Source organism: Isoptericola sp. NPDC057559, from assembly GCF_042801555.1.
GTDB lineage: Bacteria > Actinomycetota > Actinomycetes > Actinomycetales > Cellulomonadaceae > Isoptericola.
This window is the reverse complement of the sequence record NZ_JBHVFQ010000003.1, coordinates 215,802-234,690: the sequence shown is the minus strand read 5'-3', so window position 1 is coordinate 234,690 and position 18,889 is coordinate 215,802. Positions and strand designations below refer to the sequence as shown.

The 18,889-nt window shown below is 74.7% G+C and carries 19 protein-coding genes; 7 read left to right on the top strand and 12 right to left on the bottom strand.

From position 1 onward, the window contains the following. Window positions 1-116 precede the first annotated feature (116 nt). On the bottom strand, window positions 117-1,766 hold the full coding sequence (gene purH / locus ACFU5J_RS06130; protein ID WP_430578125.1) for a bifunctional phosphoribosylaminoimidazolecarboxamide formyltransferase/IMP cyclohydrolase: 1,650 nt from the start codon (window positions 1,764-1,766) through the stop codon (window positions 117-119). A gap of 128 nt (window positions 1,767-1,894) precedes the next feature. Continuing rightward, a complete protein-coding gene (locus tag ACFU5J_RS06125) occupies window positions 1,895-2,488 on the bottom strand; it encodes a TetR/AcrR family transcriptional regulator (RefSeq protein ID WP_430574702.1) in 594 nt (197 codons plus the stop codon). Between the two features lie 93 nt (window positions 2,489-2,581). Here ACFU5J_RS06125 and ACFU5J_RS06120 point away from each other — a divergent pair, with 93 nt between their 5' ends. Further along, window positions 2,582-3,607, top strand: a complete 1,026-nt coding sequence (locus ACFU5J_RS06120) for an SDR family NAD(P)-dependent oxidoreductase (protein WP_430574701.1) — start codon at window positions 2,582-2,584, stop codon at window positions 3,605-3,607. Between the two features lie 63 nt (window positions 3,608-3,670). Here the strand turns inward: ACFU5J_RS06120 and ACFU5J_RS06115 are convergent, their stop codons facing one another. Next, window positions 3,671-4,984: an MFS transporter gene (locus tag ACFU5J_RS06115; protein ID WP_430578124.1), complete on the bottom strand. Its 1,314-nt coding sequence runs from the start codon at window positions 4,982-4,984 to the stop codon at window positions 3,671-3,673. An 84-nt stretch (window positions 4,985-5,068) separates the two neighbouring features. On the opposite strand from ACFU5J_RS06115, the gene ACFU5J_RS06110 reads away from it, so the two are divergent. Next, entirely contained in the window at window positions 5,069-5,650 is a 582-nt protein-coding gene (locus ACFU5J_RS06110; RefSeq protein ID WP_430574699.1) for an ArsR/SmtB family transcription factor, read from the top strand. A 36-nt stretch (window positions 5,651-5,686) separates the two neighbouring features. Here the strand turns inward: ACFU5J_RS06110 and purN are convergent, their stop codons facing one another. The 4 genes from purN to sucC form a co-directional block, all read right to left on the bottom strand. Further along, window positions 5,687-6,343, bottom strand: a complete 657-nt coding sequence (purN, locus tag ACFU5J_RS06105) for a phosphoribosylglycinamide formyltransferase (protein ID WP_430578123.1) — start codon at window positions 6,341-6,343, stop codon at window positions 5,687-5,689. A gap of 23 nt (window positions 6,344-6,366) precedes the next feature. Then, window positions 6,367-7,623 (bottom strand): DUF6350 family protein, encoded by a 1,257-nt coding sequence (locus tag ACFU5J_RS06100; RefSeq protein WP_430578122.1) that lies wholly within the window; start codon window positions 7,621-7,623, stop codon window positions 6,367-6,369. A 120-nt stretch (window positions 7,624-7,743) separates the two neighbouring features. Next, on the bottom strand, window positions 7,744-8,640 hold the full coding sequence (gene sucD, locus ACFU5J_RS06095; RefSeq protein ID WP_430578121.1) for a succinate--CoA ligase subunit alpha: 897 nt from the start codon (window positions 8,638-8,640) through the stop codon (window positions 7,744-7,746). A 39-nt stretch (window positions 8,641-8,679) separates the two neighbouring features. Next, window positions 8,680-9,849 (bottom strand): ADP-forming succinate--CoA ligase subunit beta, encoded by a 1,170-nt coding sequence (gene sucC, locus ACFU5J_RS06090; protein WP_430574695.1) that lies wholly within the window; start codon window positions 9,847-9,849, stop codon window positions 8,680-8,682. A 267-nt stretch (window positions 9,850-10,116) separates the two neighbouring features. On the opposite strand from sucC, the gene ACFU5J_RS06085 reads away from it, so the two are divergent. Together ACFU5J_RS06085 and ACFU5J_RS06080 are read left to right on the top strand one after the other, a co-directional pair. Next, complete coding sequence (locus ACFU5J_RS06085) at window positions 10,117-10,326, top strand: RNA polymerase subunit sigma-70 (protein WP_380320433.1); 210 nt, start codon at window positions 10,117-10,119, stop codon at window positions 10,324-10,326. Next, window positions 10,326-10,877, top strand: a complete 552-nt coding sequence (locus ACFU5J_RS06080; RefSeq protein ID WP_430578120.1) for a Clp protease N-terminal domain-containing protein — start codon at window positions 10,326-10,328, stop codon at window positions 10,875-10,877. The genes ACFU5J_RS06085 and ACFU5J_RS06080 overlap by 1 nt, the downstream gene beginning before the upstream one ends. 57 nt (window positions 10,878-10,934) lie before the next feature. On the opposite strand, the gene ACFU5J_RS06075 is transcribed toward ACFU5J_RS06080, so the two are convergent. Both ACFU5J_RS06075 and ACFU5J_RS06070 read right to left on the bottom strand, forming a co-directional pair. Beyond that, window positions 10,935-11,516 carry a hypothetical protein gene (locus ACFU5J_RS06075; protein WP_430578119.1) on the bottom strand — a complete coding sequence of 194 codons (582 nt, stop codon included), beginning with the start codon at window positions 11,514-11,516 and terminating at the stop codon, window positions 10,935-10,937. 42 nt (window positions 11,517-11,558) lie between these two features. After that, window positions 11,559-14,300, bottom strand: coding sequence for a UvrD-helicase domain-containing protein (locus ACFU5J_RS06070; protein ID WP_430578118.1), 2,742 nt, complete (start codon window positions 14,298-14,300; stop codon window positions 11,559-11,561). 80 nt (window positions 14,301-14,380) lie between these two features. Between ACFU5J_RS06070 and ACFU5J_RS06065 the strand changes: the two genes are divergently transcribed. Further along, a complete protein-coding gene (locus ACFU5J_RS06065) occupies window positions 14,381-15,874 on the top strand; it encodes an FAD-dependent monooxygenase (RefSeq protein ID WP_430578117.1) in 1,494 nt (497 codons plus the stop codon). Here ACFU5J_RS06065 and ACFU5J_RS06060 read toward each other — a convergent pair whose 3' ends face one another. Continuing rightward, window positions 15,875-16,372 (bottom strand): GNAT family N-acetyltransferase, encoded by a 498-nt coding sequence (locus ACFU5J_RS06060; protein ID WP_430574690.1) that lies wholly within the window; start codon window positions 16,370-16,372, stop codon window positions 15,875-15,877. 150 nt (window positions 16,373-16,522) lie between these two features. On the opposite strand from ACFU5J_RS06060, the gene ACFU5J_RS06055 reads away from it, so the two are divergent. Further along, window positions 16,523-16,906 carry a VOC family protein gene (locus ACFU5J_RS06055; RefSeq protein WP_430574689.1) on the top strand — a complete coding sequence of 128 codons (384 nt, stop codon included), beginning with the start codon at window positions 16,523-16,525 and terminating at the stop codon, window positions 16,904-16,906. 109 nt (window positions 16,907-17,015) lie between these two features. Beyond that, window positions 17,016-17,744 (top strand): ASCH domain-containing protein, encoded by a 729-nt coding sequence (locus tag ACFU5J_RS06050; RefSeq protein WP_430578116.1) that lies wholly within the window; start codon window positions 17,016-17,018, stop codon window positions 17,742-17,744. A 20-nt stretch (window positions 17,745-17,764) separates the two neighbouring features. Here the strand turns inward: ACFU5J_RS06050 and ACFU5J_RS06045 are convergent, their stop codons facing one another. Together ACFU5J_RS06045 and ACFU5J_RS06040 are read right to left on the bottom strand one after the other, a co-directional pair. Next, the gene (locus tag ACFU5J_RS06045; RefSeq protein WP_430574687.1) at window positions 17,765-18,247 is read right to left on the bottom strand and encodes a DUF456 domain-containing protein; all 483 of its coding nucleotides are present in this window, start codon (window positions 18,245-18,247) and stop codon (window positions 17,765-17,767) included. A 4-nt stretch (window positions 18,248-18,251) separates the two neighbouring features. Further along, a complete protein-coding gene (locus ACFU5J_RS06040) occupies window positions 18,252-18,623 on the bottom strand; it encodes a hypothetical protein (RefSeq protein WP_430574686.1) in 372 nt (123 codons plus the stop codon). Between the last annotated feature and the right edge of the window lie 266 nt (window positions 18,624-18,889).

Genomic DNA, 18,889 nt, shown 5'->3' with positions numbered 1-18,889 from the left:
GGCCCCCCCCGCCCCCGCCCCCTCGGGGGGGGTGGTTTCCACCCCCCCCCGCATGGTCGCTTAAACCCCCCCCCACGCTCGATGCTGCGGGGGTCAGGCTCCGGGTCGGGCTCCGGTCAGTGCGCGAAGTGGCGCGTGCCGGTGAGGTACATCGTCACGCCGGCGGCCTGGGCGGCCTCGATCACCTCGGCGTCGCGGATGGACCCGCCCGGCTGGACGACGGCGCGCACGCCGGCGTCGAGCAGCACCTGCAGGCCGTCGGCGAACGGGAAGAACGCGTCGGAGGCGGCGACGGAGCCGCGCGCCCGCTCCACCGGGCCGGACTCGCCCTCGGCGAGGGTGTTGGCCCGCTCGACCGACAGGCGGCAGGAGTCGACGCGGTTGACCTGGCCCATGCCGATGCCGACGGCGGCGCCGTCCGCGGCGAGCAGGATGGCGTTCGACTTCGCGGCGCGCACGGCCTTCCACGCGAAGGCGAGGTCGGCCAGCGTGGCCTCGTCGGCCGCCTCGCCGGCGGCGAGGGTCCAGGCGGCGGGGTCGTCGCCCTCGGCCTGGAACCGGTCGACCTCCTGGACGAGCATGCCGCCGGAGATCGGGCGGTTCTCGGCCACGGCGCGCGGCGGGGTGTCGACGACGAGCAGGCGCACGTTCTTCTTCTTCTGCAGGATCTCGAGCGCCTCGGGCTCGAACCCGGGGGCCACGACGACCTCGGTGAAGACCGGCGCGATCCCCTCGGCCGCGGCCCGGGTGATGACGCGGTTGGCCGCGATGACGCCGCCGTACGCGGAGACCGGGTCGGTGGCGTGCGCGCGGGCGTGCGCCTGCGCGACGTCGTCGCCGACGGCGATGCCGCAGGGGTTGGCGTGCTTGATGATCGCGACGGCCGGGCCCTCGTGGTCGTGCGCGGCGCGCCACGCCGCGTCGGCGTCGACGTAGTTGTTGTAGCTCATCGCCTTGCCGTGCAGCTGCGCGGCCTGGGCGAGGCCGGTGGACCCGTCCGTCCGCGTGAAGAGGGCGGCGCGCTGGTGCGGGTTCTCGCCGTAGCGCAGCACGGCGGCGCGCTCGAACGTGGCGCCCGCGACGTCGGGCATGTGGGACTCGAGCGCGACCTCGTCGGGAGCGTAGGCGCTCGCGAACCAGGAGGAGACCGCGACGTCGTACTGCGCGGTGTGCGCGAACGCGGCGGCGGCGAGGCGCTTGCGCTGCGCGAACGTGAAGCCGCCGCCCTGCACGGCCGCGACGACGTCCTCGTAGCGGGCCGGGTCGACGACGACCGCGACGCTCGGGTGGTTCTTGGCCGCCGCACGCACCATGGACGGGCCGCCGATGTCGATCTGCTCGACGACCTCGTCGGGGCCGGCGCCCGACGCGACCGTGGCCGCGAACGGGTAGAGGTTCACGACGACCAGCTCGAACGTCTCGATGCCGAGGTCGGCGAGCTGGGCGAGGTGGTCGGCCTTGCGGGTGTCGGCCAGGATGCCGGCGTGCACGCGCGGGTGCAGCGTCTTGACGCGGCCCTCGAGGCACTCGGGGAAGCCCGTGAGCTCCTCGACGCGCGTGACGGGGATGCCGGCATCGGCGATCTTCCCGGCGGTGGAGCCGGTCGAGACGAGCTCGACGCCGGCCGCGTGCAGGGCGGTGGCCAGCTCGACCAGGCCGGTCTTGTCGTAGACGCTCAGCAGCGCGCGCCGGACGGGACGCTGGGCGTCGTCGGCGAGCTGGACGTCAGGGGCGGTGACGTGGGAGTCGGACGGTGCGCCGGACATGAAGGTCTCCTCGAAAGTCGTCTCTCGAAGACCCTGGCACCCAGGCGGGCGGCGCGCACAGCGGGTCGATCTGGGGGCGGCCGCTCCCCGGTGGTGACCCACCCTCGCCAGTCACGGCCGCGGCGAGTCTACCGAACTCCGCGCCCGGCGGGCAGCCGCACGACGTACCCCAGCAGCCGCCACGCGTGGGTCGCCAGGCCGGGCCGCTCGGCCGGCGGGCGGCGGGTGAGCGCGCCCGCCACGAGCTCGACGCCGAGCATGACGTCGGCCACGGTGGTGCCGGCGGGGACGTCGCCGGCCTCGAGCGCCGGGCCCAGCCGGTCGGCGAGGACCCGCTCCACGCGGTCGCGCAGCTCCGCCAGCCGCTGCGGCCGCCCCTCGACGAGGAGGTCGACGACCCCGACGGACTCGACGGCGTGCGTCGTGAGCAGGCCGAGCACGTCCGGGAGGGCGGCCGCGCCGTCGGCGGCGAGTTCCTCGACGGCGGCGACGTTCTCCTCGACGACGGCGGCCACGAGGGCGACGCGGTCCGGGAAGTGCCGGTAGAGGCTCCCCTGCCCGACCCCCGCCAGGCGCGCGACGGAGCTCAGGGGCGCCGCCGTGCCGGACTCGGCGAAGACCGTGTGCGCGGCTTCGAGGAGGGCGGCGCGGTTGCGCGCGGCCGCCGCGGGGCCGGGGTTGCTCCGGGCGGGCGGGCCGGACTTGCTCGGGACGGTGGGCACCGGAATACACTAGCAACCGGACAGTGTTGTCCGGTTAGGTCGTCGAGAGGCGACGCACCAGCCCGCGAGGGAACCGCCAGCAAGGAGAGCACCATGGCCCTGACCGCATCCTCGACCGTCGGCGAGTGGCTCGACCACCCGGTCGGAGGCCGCATCCTCGGCGCCGTCCTGGAGCAGGCCGGCGCGTCCGCCGAGGCTCTCGCCCCGGCCCGCAGCCTGCCGCTCGAGCAGCTCGTCACCCTGTCGAACGGCCAGTTCCCCGCGGAGATGGTCGACGGCCTCGTCGCCGCCTACCGCGAGCAGGCGCCCGACGACGCCGCCGGCTCCGACGACCCCGGGACGACCGGCGCGCCCGCCCCCTGGGCCGAGCAGGTCACCCCCGGCCGCTTCGCCGGCCAGACGGTGGTCGTCACGGGCGCCGCGTCCGGCATCGGCCGGGCCGTCGCGTCGCGCGTGGCGCGCGAGGGCGGGCGCGTCGTCGCCGTCGACCTCGCGAAGGAGAAGCTGGACGAGCTCGCCACGTCCCTCGGGGGCGCAGAGGTCGTCCCCGTCGCCGGCGACATCACCTCGCCCGAGTCCGTCGAGGAGATCGTCCGCGCCGCCGGCGACCGGGTCGACGCCCTCGCCAACGTCGCCGGGATCATGGACGACATGGGCGCGGTGCACGAGCTCACCGACGCGATGTGGGAGCGCGTGATGCGCGTGAACGTGGACGGCACCATGCGCCTCATGCGCGCCGTGCTGCCCGGCATGCTCGCCGCCGGCCGCGGCCGGATCGTCAACGTCGCCTCCGAGGCGGGGCTGCGCGGGTCCGCCGCGGGCGCCGCGTACACGGCGTCCAAGCACGCCGTCGTCGGCCTCACCAAGTCGTCCGCCGTGATGTACGCGGGCACGGGCGTGCAGGTGAACGCCGTCGCGCCTGGAGGGGTGGCCACCGGCATCCAGGTGCCGGGCCAGGCCGAGTTCGGCGCCGCCCGCCTCGGCCGGTTCATGGGCAACATCCCCGGGATCGCGACCGCGGAGCAGCTCGCCGCGTCCATCACGTTCCTGCTGTCGACGGACGCCGTGAACCTCAACGGCGCGGTCGTCGCGTCGGACGGCGGCTGGTCCGCCGTCTGACCCCCACGACGCGTCGGAGCCAGGGCGGGACCCACCCCGCCCTGGCTCCGACGTGTCGCGAGATCACTCCGCGGGCATCGGGAGGGCGTCGTCGGCCCAGGCGTCCGGGGTGCCGACCCGCCACAGGGACCGCACCAGGGCCAGCCCGACGACGGTGGCGGCGAGCAGCGCCACGAGGGTCCACAGCACCACGCCGATGCCGCCCGCGCCGAGGAGGCTGCCGCCGACCAGCGGCGCGAACGGCATCGCGGCCACCCCGCTGAGCCCGAGCACCGAGGCCAGCCGCCCCTGCATCTCCCCCGGCGTGATCGCCGCGGTGTAGCCCGCCATCGCGGCGTTCACCGCCGGGACGAGCAGCACGCCCACGCCGATGAGGACGACGTACGCGAGGTAGGTCTGCACCAGGGCCATGCCCACGAACGCGACCACCAGCAGCCCGAGGGACACGACGGTCACGGCGCCGAGCCGCAGCCGCGCGACGAGCCGCGGCGCGATCAGGGAACCGAGCAGCATCGACGCCGCGGCGACCATGTTGAACACGCCGATCAGCACCGGCGAGGTCCCGGTCGCGGCGAGCTCGAGGCTGATGCCGATCATCATGCCGCCCAGCGCGACGTTGACCATGACGAACAGCCCGATGCAGGCACGGAACAGCGGCACGGCCCACACGAAGCGCAGGCCCTGCTTCAGGGAGTCCAGCGGTCGGGTGGCGCGGGCCGTGGCGTCGTCACCGCCCAGGGGCTCCCGGACGAAGAAGGCACAGGCGGCCGTGGCGGCCTGGCCCACGACGGCCCCGACCATCGGCACGACGTGCGCGACGCCGTAGAGCGCGCCGCCCAGCGGCCCCCCGAGCATCCCGGCGACGGCGTCGCGCCCCTGCGCGGCGGCGTAGGCGGTGGGCAGCTGCGGCTGCGGGACGACGGCGCGGAACGCGCCGCTGATCGCCGGGTCGAGGAAGGCCGTGGCGACCGCCGCGCCGAAGAGGACAGCGGCGAGGTGCCACGCGGTGAGCCCGCCGACGACCCCCGCGACGACGACCGTCGCCCACAGCAGGGCCGCGACGCTCGCGGCGACGACGACCAGCCGGCGCCGGTCCGTGCGGTCGGCGACGACGCCGGCAGGCAGCGCCGCGAGCAGCGCGCCGGTCTGCCCCACCGCCGCCACCACGCCCGCGGCGGTCGGCGAGCCCGTGAGCTGCAGCGCCAGGAGCGGCACCGCGAACTTGGTGATGCTGCCGCCCAGGGACTGTGTCGTGAGACCCGTCATCAGCAGCATGTACGGCCGGTTGCGGCGCAGGGGCGCGAGCGCCTCGGTCGCGTCGACGGTGACGGTCTCGCTCGCGGTGGACGGCGCTGCGGCCGTCAGGGTCTCGGTCATGAGCACGACGTTAGACCCGCAACTCTTGTTGCGCAATAGTTATTGCGCATCTGATGTTGCGGGAATCTTGCTAGGCTCGTCCCCGTGCTGGAAACCATGGAGATCAGCGAGCCCGAGGCGCTGCGCGCCATCGCGAACCCGGTCCGTCAGCGGATCCTCATGCAGCTGTCCGTGGTGGGGCACGCGCGCGCCGCCGATCTCGCGGAGGCGATCGGGCAGCCCGCCAACTCGGTCAGCTTCCACCTGCGCGTGCTCGCCAAGGCCGGGCTCATCGTCGAGGCGCCCGAGCACGCGCGCGACAAGCGCGACCGGGTGTGGACCAATGTGGCGGAGACCTTCCAGATCAGGTCCAACTCCCCCGCGGCCGGGACGGCGATCCTGCGGCCGGCCCTGCGCTGGATCTCCGACGTCTTCTCGTTCGAGGAACGGGACGACGGCACCGCCCGGCGGCAGTTCCTGCTCACCACGCTCCTCCTCACCAAGGACGAGGCGGACGAGATGGCGCAGGAGCTGTCCTCGCTGATCGACCGGTGGAGCCAGGAGAACCTCGCGAAGGCCCGTGAAGACGCCGACGTCCCCCGCGGGACCTACCAGGTGGTCACGGTCCTCGGACCCCGCGACGACACGCCGGCGGACGACGACGGCGCCGAGGCGCCGAAGGGCTGAGCCGACGAGGGACCGAGCCGACGAAGGGCAGGGGACTCAGCCGAGGGTCGCGCGGCGGCCCTCGACGCGCAGGCCCTCGCGGGCGACGCGTCCCACGGTCTCCACGAGGAGGGCGCGCTCGGCGACCTTGATCCGCTCGTGCAGCGCCGACTCGTCGTCGGCCTCGAGCACGGGCACGGTGGCCTGCGCGAGGATCGGGCCGGTGTCGACGCCGGAGTCCACGACGTGGACCGTGCACCCCGTGACCTTCACCCCGTAGGCGAGGGCGTCGCGCACGCCGTGCGCGCCCGGGAACGACGGCAGCAGGGCGGGGTGCGTGTTGACGACCCGCCCCGCGAAGCGCTCGACGAACGACGGCGCGAGGATGCGCATGAACCCCGCGAGCACCACGTAGTCCGGCCGGAAGACGGCCACCGCCTCGGCGATGCCGACGTTCCAGGCCGGGCGGTCGTCGAAGTCCCGCGGGGAGACGACGACGGACGCCACGCCGGCGTCGCGGGCCAGGTCGAGGGCGCCCGCGTCCGGCTTGTCGGAGACCACGCCGACGACGCGGGCCCCGTAGGCGGCGTCGTCGTGGGCCGCGAGCAGCGCCGCGAGGTTGGATCCCCCGCCGGAGGCGAGGACGACGAGCCGGGCCTGGGCCGTCCCCTGGGCCGACGTGGACGCGACGGGGTGGCCGGACGGGGTCTGCACGACGCCCACCCTACCGGCGACCCCTACTCGCGCCGCAGCCGGGCCCCCACGTCCAGGTACGCGCCCACCAGCACCACCGCGGCGCCGACCCCGACCTCGACGGCCACCACCGCGCCGACGAGCAACGGGTCCGCGCCGACCTGCGCCAGGCGGCCGGCACCGACCGCTCCCCCGGCCCACCACTGCAGCAGCCCCGTCACGACGCCGGCCAGCAGCACCACGCCCAGCAGCACCTGCGCGACGTCGGGCCAGCGCACCCGCTCCGGGTCGAGCCGGCGCCACGCGAACCACCCCGCGAGCAGCCCGCAGGCCACGACCGCCAGCGGGCCGGCCACCGTCGCCGCCGTGCCCGACCAGTCCGGCCCCGGCAGCGCGCCCAGCAGGGGCACGGCGGGCAGCGGACCGGTCGTCGTGCCGCCGGAGGCGAACAGGGTCTCCTGCCCGACGGCGAACCCGGGCCCCGCCATCCACGCCGTCGCCCACAGCACGAGGTTGGGCAGCAGGGCGAGCTGCGCGACCGCGAACACCACGCCGCCGATCCAGCCGGGGTCGAGGCCCGTGACCACGTCCTCCGACGTGGCGCGCCCGGCCACCACCCACACCCCCGTGAGCGCGGCGCCGAGGCCCACCAGCGCCACCAGCGCGACGGTGCCCGCCTGCATCCCGAGCCGCACGACGTCGGGCACGGCGCGGTCGAGGAGCCCGCCGGGCGCGACGACGACGGGCCGGTCCGGCGGCACGAGGATCCCGAGCGCGGCGCCCGTCCCCCCGACGACGAGTCCGCCGAGCGCCGCCAGCGCGAGCCGCGGCCCGGTCGCGGCCAGCCCGTCCCCGCCGGCCACGCCGGCGGTGGCGATCGCGAGCGCACAGGTCACCACGGCATAGGCGGTCGCCGCACCGACCCAGGCCGCGAGCGTGGGCAGCGCCGAGCGCTTGACCGAGACGTACGTCGTGAAGACCGCGAGGGCCCCGATCCCGAGCGGGACGAGCGTGACCACGCCGGTCCCGGCGGCCAGCGGCACGCCGTGGCCCAGCAGCCAGAGCCCGGTCGCGACGCCGACGGCGCCCGTCCAGGCGGAGTCGGGCGAGCCGCCGAGCACGCCGACCACGGCGAGCAGCACGACGACCGCGCCGGACAGCACGATCCCCTGCAGGGCGGCCCAGGCGCCGGACGTCGACGCGGCGAACCGCTCTCCCCCGCGGCCGGGGCGCCGGGCCGGGGCGCCGCCCTCGACCGTGCGGCCGGTGCGGGTGGATCGGGTTCCGGACGGTGCGCTCACGGGGCCATCGTCACCCGGGCGCCGGGCGGAACCGCGCAGACACACAGGACCCCGCGGACACGCGGACGGCGCCCGCCCCCGGAGGGACGGGCGCCGTCGCGCGCAGCGTGCTCGGCGTCGTCAGAGCGCCTGCAGGATCTCCCGCATGAGCTCGGCGGTCTCGGACGGCGTCTTGCCGACCTTGACGCCGACGGCCTCGAGGGCCTCCTTCTTGGCCTGCGCGGTGCCCGCCGAGCCGGAGACGATGGCGCCGGCGTGGCCCATGGTCTTGCCCTCGGGGGCGGTGAAGCCCGCGACGTACCCGACGACCGGCTTGGTGACGTGCTCGGCGATGTACGCCGCGGCACGCTCCTCGGCGTCGCCGCCGATCTCGCCGATCATGACGATCGCCTTGGTCTCCGGGTCGTTCTCGAAGGCCTCGAGCGCGTCGATGTGCGTGGTGCCGATGACCGGGTCGCCGCCGATGCCGATGGCGGTCGAGAACCCGAGGTCCTTCAGCTCGTACATCATCTGGTAGGTCAGCGTGCCCGACTTCGACACGAGGCCGATCGGGCCCTTGCCCGTGATGGTGTGCGGCGTGATGCCGGCGAGCGACTCGCCCGGCGTGATGACGCCGGGGCAGTTCGGGCCGATCATGCGGGTCTTCTTGCCCTGGAGGTAGGCGAAGACCTCGGCCGAGTCCTGCACCGGGACACCTTCGGTGATGACGACGATCAGCGGCATCTCGGCGTCGACGGCCTCGATCGCCGCGTCCTTGGTGAACGCCGGCGGCACGAACAGGACCGACACGTTCGCGCCGGTCTCCGCCATGGCCTCCTTGACGGTGCCGAAGACGGGGAGCGTGACGTCGTTGCCCGCGTGGTCCTTGTGGCTCACGGTGGTGCCGGCCTTGCGGGCGTTGACGCCGCCCACGATCTGCGCGCCGGAGTCGAGCATCAGGGCGGTGTGCTTGGCACCCATCCCGCCGGTGATGCCCTGGACGATGATCTTCGAGTCCTTGTTGAGGTAGATCGACATGGCTCTTCTAGTCTCTGCTCTCTGCGGTCCGGCGGCGGGTCAGGCGTTGGCCAGCTCGGCGGCCTTGTCGGCGCCGCCGTCCATGGTCTCGGCGAGGGTGACGAGCGGGTGGTTCGCCTCGCGCAGGATGGCGCGGCCGAGGTCCACGTTGTTGCCGTCGAGGCGCACGACCAGCGGCTTGCTGGCCTCGTCGCCGAGGATCTCCAGCGCGCCGACGATGCCCTTGGCGACCTCGTCGCAGGCGGTGATGCCGCCGAAGACGTTGACGAACACGCTCTTGACCTGCGGGTCGTTGAGGATGACGTCGAGGCCGTTCGCCATGACGGTGGCGTTGGCGCCGCCGCCGATGTCGAGGAAGTTGGCGGGCTTGACCCCGCCGTGCGCCTCGCCGGCGTACGCGACGACGTCGAGCGTGCTCATGACGAGCCCCGCGCCGTTGCCGATGATGCCGACCTCGCCGTCGAGCTTGACGTAGTTGAGGCCGTTCTCCTTGGCCTTGGCCTCCAGCGGGTCCGCCGCGGCCTTGTCCTCGAGCGCCTCGTGGTCGGGGTGGCGCACCTCGGAGGCGTTGTCGTCCAGCGTGACCTTGCCGTCGAGGGCGACGATCGAGCCGTCCTCGGTGCGGACCAGCGGGTTGACCTCGACGAGGGTGGCGTCCTCGGCCGTGAAGACGGTCCAGAGCTTCTGGATGACGTCGGCGACGGGGGCCTTGAGCTCCTCGGCGAAGTTCGCGGCGTCGACGATCTCGCGCGCCTTGGCCTCGTCGATGCCCACGATCGGGTCGACGGCGACCTTGGCGAGCGCCTCGGGGCGCTCGACGGCGAGCTGCTCGATCTCCATGCCGCCCTCGACGGAGCACATGGCGAGGTAGTTGCGGTTCGCGCGGTCCAGGAGCACGGAGAAGTAGAACTCCTCGGCGATCTTGGCGCCCTGCGCGATCATCACGCGGTGGACCGTGTGGCCCTTGATGTCCATCCCGAGGATCTCGGTGGCCTTCTCCTCGGCCTCCGCCGGGGAGTGGGCCAGCTTGACGCCGCCGGCCTTGCCGCGGCCACCGACCTTCACCTGGGCCTTGACGACGACGGTCCCGCCGCCGAGCTTCTCTGCACCTGCGCGAGCCTCTTCGGGCGTCGTCGCGACGACGCCGCCGAGCACGGGCACGCCGTGCTTCTCGAAGATGTCGCGAGCCTGGTATTCGAACAGGTCCACCCTGCTGCGTCCTTCCATCGGTGGTGCCCCTGGGTCGGCAGAGGCCGGCACGAACGGATGTCTCGACATCAAGACATCCCCGAACAGGGTAGTCCGACCCGCGCACCGCCGGAACATCAGCCCCCCGATCCTCCGCTGCGGGTGACCGATCCCACACCGCGCCGCCCGACGCGTCAGGGGGCTCGCCGGGCATGCCCGGCGCTTATCCTGCCAGGTCGGCGTCAACCAGGGTTGACACTATCGGAAGCGTCAACCATAGTTGACGCCATGACGGAGAAGACGCTCGTCGGTGCAGCCGCCGGCGACGACCCAGGAGAGGGCCTGCGGGCCGTCCGCGCGCTGCGGGACCTGGCCGACCGGCTCGAGACGCTCCAGGTGGAGCGGGCCCGGACGCTCGGCTGGTCGTGGCAGGACGTGGCGGACGCGCTCGGCGTGACCAAGCAGGCCGTCCACAAGAAGCACGGCAGGAGGATCTGATGTTCGAGAGGTTCACGAAGGACGCACGCGCTGTCGTCGTCGACGCCCAGGAGGTGGCGGTCGACCTGCGCACCGCGACGATCGACACCCGGCACCTGGTCGTCGCCCTGGCCCGTCGCGGGGGCTCCGCGGCCGCCGCCCTCCGGGCCGCCGGGCTGGAGCCGGCCGACGTCGAGGCCCGTTGCCGGCGCGCCGTCGAGTCGGACGACACCCTCGACGGCGCCGCGCTGGCCTCCGTCGGCGTCGACCTCGACGAGGTCCGGAAGCGCACCGACGAGGTCTTCGGCCGCGGCGCCCTCGACCGCGCCGGCAAGCCGCGGCGGCAGCGGTCGCACCACCCGTTCTCCCCCGACGCGAAGAAGGCGCTCGAGCTCGCGCTCCGCGAGGCGGTCCGCCTCGGCGACAAGGGCATCGACGAGCGCCACCTGCTGCTCGGCGTCCTGCGCGCCGACTGCCCCGGCGGCCGGGTGCTGGAGACCGCCCTGCGCGACGCCGGCACCGACGTCCCCGCTCTTCGCGACGCTGCCGCGCGGGAGGACCGCGCGGCCTGAGGCCGCGGGCCGGGGCAGCAGGACGGCGCACCGCCTGCCGGCGGCCCGACCACCCGGCTACCGGCGCCCGGTCCGCCCCAGGTAGGCGCGCCCGCGTGGCGAGAGCCGGTAGCCGACGTCGAGGCTCTCCGTGAGGCCCAGCTCCTTGAGCCGCCGCACCCGGATCTTGAACGGGTCGCGCTCCATGCCCAGCCCCTCGGCGAGCGTGCGCGCGACGACGGCGGGCCGCGCCTCGATGAGCTCCAGGTAGTCGCGGGTCCACGGCGCGGGCGCGGCGCGGTCCATGCGCGCGAGCCGGGCGCGGATGGCGTCCACGGCGTCGTCGTCGAGGTCGTCGTCCTCCCGCAGCGCGACGCGCGGGTCCGGCCCCGCCAGGCGCAGCCCCACGCGGTACAGGTCGCCCTCGCCGCGCCGCTCGATCCAGGCGCGTGCCGTCGTCGCCGTGCGGAATCCCGCACCGCGGGCGTAGGCGTCGTCCACCGTCTCCAGGGACACCGGGTCCACGGCCGTCACCTCGACCACGCCCACCCGCGTGCGCATCGTCGACCCGGCGTGCACCCGCACCACGGCCCACCGGCGGTAGGTGTGGGTCACCGTCCCGTCGGCGAGACCGCGCAGCGTCCTCGCGTCCAGCAGCACACGGTCACGATGCCAGCGGCGGCGCGCCCCCGCCCGGCGACATCAGAGCTTCGTGACCGGCGAGTACCGCAGCAGCAGTCGCTTGGTGCCGTCCGCGCCGAAGTCGATGCGCGCGACGGAGTTGGGCCCGCTGCCCTCCAGGGAGACGACCGTGCCGACGCCGTACGCGTCGTGCGTGACCTTGTCGCCGACGTCCAGCGACGGGACGTCCGCGTCCTTGCGCGGCGTGGCCGAGCCGAACGTCGCGCCCGTACCCGCCGCCGCTCCGTCCTTGGGCCGGCCGAGCCGCGCGCCCACGCCCGACGACGGCGAGCGACGCTCGCCCGCGCCCGACGTGCCGCCCGAGGTGCTGCCCGACGACCGCCGCTCCGGCGACCAGGTGCTCCCGGAGCCGCCACCACGCCGGTCGCGACCCGACCCGCCCCAGGCCGAACCGCCGCGCCGCAGGTACTGGGTGGACGACTCGCGCCGCCGCCAGTCCCACAGCTCCTCGGGGACCTCCTCGAGGAACCGGCTGGGCGGGAACTCGTTCGCCATGCCCCACGCCGACCGCACCGCCGAGCGCGTGACGTACAGCCGCTGGCGCGCGCGCGTGATCCCGACGTACGCGAGCCGCCGCTCCTCGGCGAGCTCGGAGTCGTCGTGCAGCGAGCGCATGTGCGGGAACGTGCCGTCCTCCATGCCCGTGAGGAAGACGACCGGGAACTCCAGGCCCTTGGCGGTGTGCAGCGTCATGAGGGTGACGACGCCCTGGTCCTCCTTGGGCTCCTGCTCCGCCTCACCGTCGGCGACGTCCTCGTCGGGGATCTGGTCGGCGTCGGCCACCAGGGACACGCGCTCGAGGAAGTCCGTGAGGTCGCCCTCGGGGTCCAGCTCGCTGAACTCGGCCGCGACGGCGTGCAGCTCGGCGAGGTTCTCCACGCGCGACGCGTCCTGCGGGTCGTCCGACGCACGCAGCTCGGCGAGGTAGCCGCTGCGGTCCAGCACCGCGCCGAGGATCGTGGCGGGCGGCTCGCCGTCGTCCACCAGCGCGCGCAGGTCGCGCATCATGTCGCGGAACGCCATGAGGGGCCTGGACGTGCGGGTCGTCATGCCGCCGATCTCGTCGGCGCGCTCCAGCGCCGCCCCGAACGACAGCCGCTCCCGGTCCGCGAACGACGCGACCAGCGACTCGGCCTTGTCGCCCAGCCCGCGCTTGGGCACGTTGAGGACGCGGCGCAGGTTGACGTCGTCGTCGGGGTTCGCGAGCGCGCGCAGGTAGGCGATGGCGTCCTTGATCTCGCGGCGCTCGTAGAACCGGGTGCCGCCCACCACCTTGTAGGGCAGGCCGACGCGGATCAGCACCTCCTCCAGCGCCCGGGACTGGGCGTTGGTGCGGTAGAACACCGCGACGTCGCCGGGGCGCACGCCGTCGGCGTCCCCGAGCCGGTCGATCTCCTCCGCGACGAACCGCGCCTCGCCGTGCTCGTCGTCGGCCACGTAGCCGACGATCTTCTCCCCCGCGCCCGCGTCGGTCCACAGCCGCTTCGGCTTGCGGTCGGGGTTGCGCGAGATGACGGCGTTGGCGGCGGACAGGATCGTCTGCGTGGAGCGGTAGTTCTGCTCGAGCAGGATGGTCGTGGCGTCCGGGTAGTCCTCCTCGAACTCCACGATGTTGCGGATCGTGGCGCCGCGGAACGCGTAGATGGACTGGTCGGCGTCGCCCACCACCGTCAGCTCGGCCGGGTCCAGGCCGTCGACGCCGGGTCCGTCGGCGGTCGCCCCCGCGAGCTCGCGCACCAGCATGTACTGCGCGTGGTTCGTGTCCTGGTACTCGTCCACGAGGATGTGCCGGAACCGGCGCCGGTAGTGCTCGGCCACGTTGGGGAACGCCTGCAGCAGGTTCACCGTGGTCATGATGATGTCGTCGAAGTCGAGGGCGCTGGCCTGCGCCAGCCGCTGCTGGTAGCGCCGGTAGACGTCGGCCAGCACCGTGTCGAACTCGGGCGCCCCGCCGTCGGCCAGGCCGCCGCCCGCGGCCCGTGCGCGCCAGCCCGCGGCGGGCGGCTCGGCGGCGTCGGCGTGCTCGGCCGTGTCGGCGCCCGACTGCCGCGCGTAGGTGTCCGGGTCGATCAGCTCGTTCTTCAGGTCGCTGATCTTGTGCGCCAGGGAGCGCGCCGGGTACTTCTTCGGGTCCAGGTCCAGCTCGCGCGTCACCAGCGTGATGAGCCGCTGGGAGTCCGCCGCGTCGTAGATGGAGAAGCTGGAGCGCAGGCCGAGGGTCTTGGCCTCCTTGCGCAGGATCCGCACGCACGCGGAGTGGAACGTCGAGACCCACATCCGCCCGCCCGCCGGGCCCACCAGGTGCTCGACGCGCTCCCGCATCTCCGCGGCGGCCTTGTTGGTGAAGGTGATCGCGAGGATCTCCCCCGCGCGCGCCCGGCCCGTCGCGAGCAGGTGCGCGATGCGGTGCGTGAGCACGCGCGTCTTGCCCGACCCCGCGCCCGCGACGATGAGCAGCGGCGACCCGTGGTGCTCGACGGCGGCCCGCTGCTGCGGGTTGAGGCCCTCCACCAGCGCGTCCGGGTCCAGGTGGGAGAACGCCCCGCGCGACCGCGGCCGCCCGTCCTCGCCCCCGCCGTCGTGCGCCTCCGACGCCGCGTCGCGCACCCACGCGGGCGCGCCCGACGACGGGTCGGCGGCGTCGTCGTCCCAGCGCGGGGCGGTGGACGGCAGGCGTGCGGTGTCGTCCTTCGCGGCGTGGTCGAACCCGGGCAGGGACAGGCTGTCGAACAGGGAGGTCATCGTGGACCAAGACTAGGCTCCGCGGCCGACACCCGGGGAACCAGGCACGATGGCGGGAGGCGAGCGATCGGGGGATCACGATGCACGACGTCGCGGTGGTCGGGTGCGGGCCGACGGGGCTGATGCTCGCTGCTGAGCTGCGGCTCGCCGGGGCCGACGTCGTCGTCCTCGAGCGCCGCTCCACGCAGGACCTCGTCGGCTCCCGCGGCGGCGGGTTCCACGCGCGAACGATCGAGCTCCTCGACCAGCGCGGCATCGCCGACAGGTTCCTCGCCGAGGGCACCACCGTCCCGGCGGTGACGTTCGGCGGCACCCGCCTGCCGCTGGGCGGCCTGCCCACCCGCCACCCGTACACGCTGGCGCTGCCCCAGGGCCGCATCGAGCGCCTCCTGCTCGCTCGGGCCGAGGAGCTCGCGGCGCCGGTCCGGCGCGACGCGGAGGTCGAGGACGTGGCGCAGCAGGACGAGGGCGCCCGCGTCCTGCTCGGCTCCGGCGAGGCGGTGCGGGCTCGGTACGTCGTGGGGGCCGACGGCGGGCGCAGCACCGTCCGGCGCGCGGCAGGGATCGACCTCGTGGGGCCCGACGCGACCCGCAGCACGCTCATCGCCGACGTCCGGGTCGACGGCGACCTGGAGCGCACCGGCAGGGTCGACGAGCGCGGCACGCACGGGCTCTTCCGGATGGACGACGGCACGGTGCGGGTCGTGCTGACCGAGGCCGCGCCGTCGACCGCCGAACCCACCCTGGAGGACCTGCGCCGCGGGCTCGCCGACGTGTTCGGCACGGACTTCGGCGTGCGCGACCCGTCCTGGCTGTCGCGCTTCACCGACGCCACCCGGCAGGCTGCGTCGTACCGCGTCGGCCGGGTGCTGCTCGCCGGGGACGCGGCGCACGTGCACTCCCCCACGGGCGGGCAGGGCATCGGCCTCGGGATCCAGGACGCCGTGAACCTCGGCTGGAAGCTCGGTCAGGTGGTGCGCGGCGTCGCCGGCGAGGAGCTGCTCGACAGCTACCACGCAGAGCGCCACCCTGCCGGGGCCCGGGCGCTCGGCTACACGATGGCGCAGTCGCTGTTCCAGCGGTCGGACCCCCGGCAGGAGGCGCTGCGCGACCTGCTCGACGCGGTGCTCGCCGTCGACGGGGCGGGCACCCCGGTCGCGGGTCTGGTCACCGGGCTGGACGTCACCTACGACCTCGGCGAGGGGCACCCGCTGCGGGGGCGGCGGATGCCGGACCTCGATCTGTCGGCGCCGGACGGCGGCGCCGGCGCGCGTCGGGTGTTCGAGCTGCTGCACCGGGCGCGGCCGGTGCTCCTGGAGCTCGGCGGCCCTGCCCTGGACGCCGGTCCCTGGTCCGGCCGGGTCCGGCACGTGCGGGCGACCTCCGACGGACCGTGGGTGCTGCCCGTGCTGGGCGCCGTCGAGGCGCCGACCGCCGTCCTGGTGCGCCCCGACGGCCACGTGGCGTGGGTCGGGCAGGACTCCGCGGACGGGCTCGCCGAAGCGCTGACCGCGTGGGCGGGCCGCCCGGCCGATCGTGCCCGTCGCGGCGCTCGTGGCGCTCGTGGCGCCTGACTACCGGCGCAGGCGCATCGGGGTGTGCGGGATGTCGTCCTCGAGGTACTCCGGCCCGTCCGGCGCGAACCCGAAGCGCCCGTAGAAGCCGGTCAGCGGGGACTGCGCGCCGAGCACGACGTCCGCCCGCGGCGCGGCGGCGGTGGCCACGTCCAGCGCGGCCCGCATGAGGACGCCGGACGCCCCGGTGCCCCGCACGTCGGGGTGGCAGACGACGCGGCCGATGCGCTGCACGTCGCCGTCGTCGAGCACGCGCGCCGTGGCGACCACGCGGCCGCCCCGCTCCTCGTCGAGCAGCACGACGTGCCGGGTCCCGGGCTCCGCGTCACGGCCGTCCAGGTCGGGGTAAGCGCACGCCTGCTCGACGACGAACACGTCCTGGCGCAGCCGCCACGCCTCGTAGCCGGTCCGCGCGTCCAGCTCGTCGAGCGTCGCGACGCGCACCACCCACCGCTCGTCGTGACCGCCCGCACCCTGGGTCCCGCCGTCCTGCACCATCACCGCTCCCTCGCCCGCACCGTCCTTGCGTCGGACACCCTAAGCGCCGCCGGCCCGGCCGCACCCCACCGATGAGTCCGCCCCCTCCGCGACGTCGAAGGGACGAGGAGCCGCCCCGTGCCCGGGCGCGGCCGGAACAGAGGAGCACCGATGCCCACCGCCCGATTCACCGGCGTCCACACGGTCGCCGTCCCCGTCCGCGACCAGGACGCGGCGCTCGCCTTCTACACCGGCGCGCTCGGCCTCGAGGTCCGCTTCGACGCCGAGCTGCAGCCCGGCTTCCGCTGGATCGACGTCGCCGCCCCGGGCGCCCCGACCTCGCTCGCCCTGGTGCGCGCCGGCGACGGCCTGCCCGCCGGCGTCGACACGGGCATCCGGCTCGTGACGCCCGACGCGCCCGCCGCCCACGCGGCGCTGGCGGGCGCCGGCGCGGACGTCGGCGACCTGCTGCTCTGGGACTCGGCGCCGCCGATGTTCTCGTTCCGCGACCCCGACGGCAACACGCTCTACGTCTCGGAGAACCCCGCCGGTTGACGGCGCGGGCTCCGCTCGCCCCTGCTCGTCACGCGCTCGGGACCTCCCCGCCTCACGTCGGAGCATCCACCCGGCGACGTCGACGGGTGGGCGGTGTACGGTCCGTCGCGTGCTCTTCCCTCCCGAGAAGCTCCTCCTCGACGCCGCCGTGGTCGCCGCGCGCCGGCTGCCGGAGGACGGCACGGGGCTGCACACCGTCGCGGCCGCCGTCATGGACGTGGACGGCCGCGTGCACACCGGCGTCAACGTGCACCACTTCACGGGGGGACCGTGCGCGGAGATGGTCGCCCTCGGCGTCGCGGCCGCCGCGGGAGCCCTCCCGGTGGCCGGGATCGTCGCGGTCGGCGACGGCGGGCGCGGGGTCCTGGCGCCGTGCGGACGGTGCCGCCAGGTGCTGGTCGACCAGCACCCCGACGCGCTCGTCATCGTGCCCGACGGCGCGGGCCTGGTCGTGGTTCGCGCCCGCGAGCTGCTGCCGTACGCCTACGAGCGCCGCGAGGCGGCCCCGCCCCGCCTCCTGCGGTTCGCCGCCCGGCACTGGGACGCCGTCGTCGCCGGGACGAAGACTGCCACCACCCGGTTCCGGGACCCGTCGCGCCCCGGGCCCGTGACCCTCCTGTTCGAGTTCGACGACCGCCTTCGCTCCCTGCCCGGCATGGTCGAGTCCGTGGAGCAGGTGCGGTTCGCCGAGATCACCGACGAGCAGGCCGCCCCGGAGAACTGCACGGCGGACCAGCTGCGCGACGCGCTGCGCACGCACCACTACCCGGGCATCGGCGACGGCGACGTGGTCGACCTCGTGCAGTTCCGGGTCGCGGGCCCGGCTCCCGTGGGCTGAGGGCGGCGCTCCTCTCGGGCTCAGGTGAGGACGAGCCCGACCACCCAGGCGACGGTGGCGACGAGCCCGCCGGCGAGCTGCACGCCGATCGTGATGAGGGTGGCCTTGAGCGCGGCGCGCGTGGCGGACCAGGCCACCGCGGCGTCGCGCCGGCGGGCGAGCTCGACGAGGAACACCGCGCCGGCGAAGAACAGGAAGAGCCCGACGACGGGCACGACGAAGAACCCGACGACCCCGGCGACGCCGGCGATCGCGAGGGTGCTCCAGGGCACGGCCGCGCGGCGCATGTGCCGGCCGGCGAGCAGCCACTGCCCGGTCTCGGCGAGCACGACCGCCACGGCGGCGACGGCGAAGCACACCCACGCCGTCGTGCCGCCGGTGACCCACGCCCACACGAGGATGCTCCCCAGCACGAGCACGTTGCCGGGGAGCACCTGCACGACGATGCCGACCAGGCCGACGGCGATCGCCAGCCCGACCAGCACCTCACCGAGGAGGTTCAACGGCTCACCAGAAGACGGCGACCAGGATGTTGACCAGCGTCAGCGCGCCGATCGAGTGCTTGAGGGCCGGGCTGACCGCACCCGTGCCGTTGTCGCCCTTGGCGCCCTGGCGCCGGGCGAGGAAGGCGAGGACGGTGATGATCAGCGCGATCACGAGCTTGACGCCGATCTTGGCCATGCTCGGGCCGCCGTCGGCCCAGAGGTCGCCCATCTCGGCGATGCCGACCATGACGACGCCCGCGACGAGGGCCGTCGCCGCGCCGTGGAAGACCCCGCGGTACAGGCCGGGACCCTTGATCGACGCGATGTAGCCGCCGAGGACGATCGCCCAGCCCACGAAGTGGAGGGCGACGAAGACGTGGTAGAGGAACTCCATGCCGCCACCCTATCCGCGCGGGGACAGGGATCTGACACGGGTGTCCGCAACCGGTCACATGTCACACCCGGGCCGCCCGGCGCAAGCGTCTCACCGGCCGTCCCAGCATGTGGTCCCACGATGTGGACCCGGTCTCGCGCAACCCGCCCTCGACCGGTTACCGTCGTCGCCATGACCACGGCCGCGCACCGCCTCCTCGTGACGACTCGTCACGAGATGCCGGCGTGCGTGCGTCGCAGCATGCGCAGCTGTCTGTGCTGCTGTCG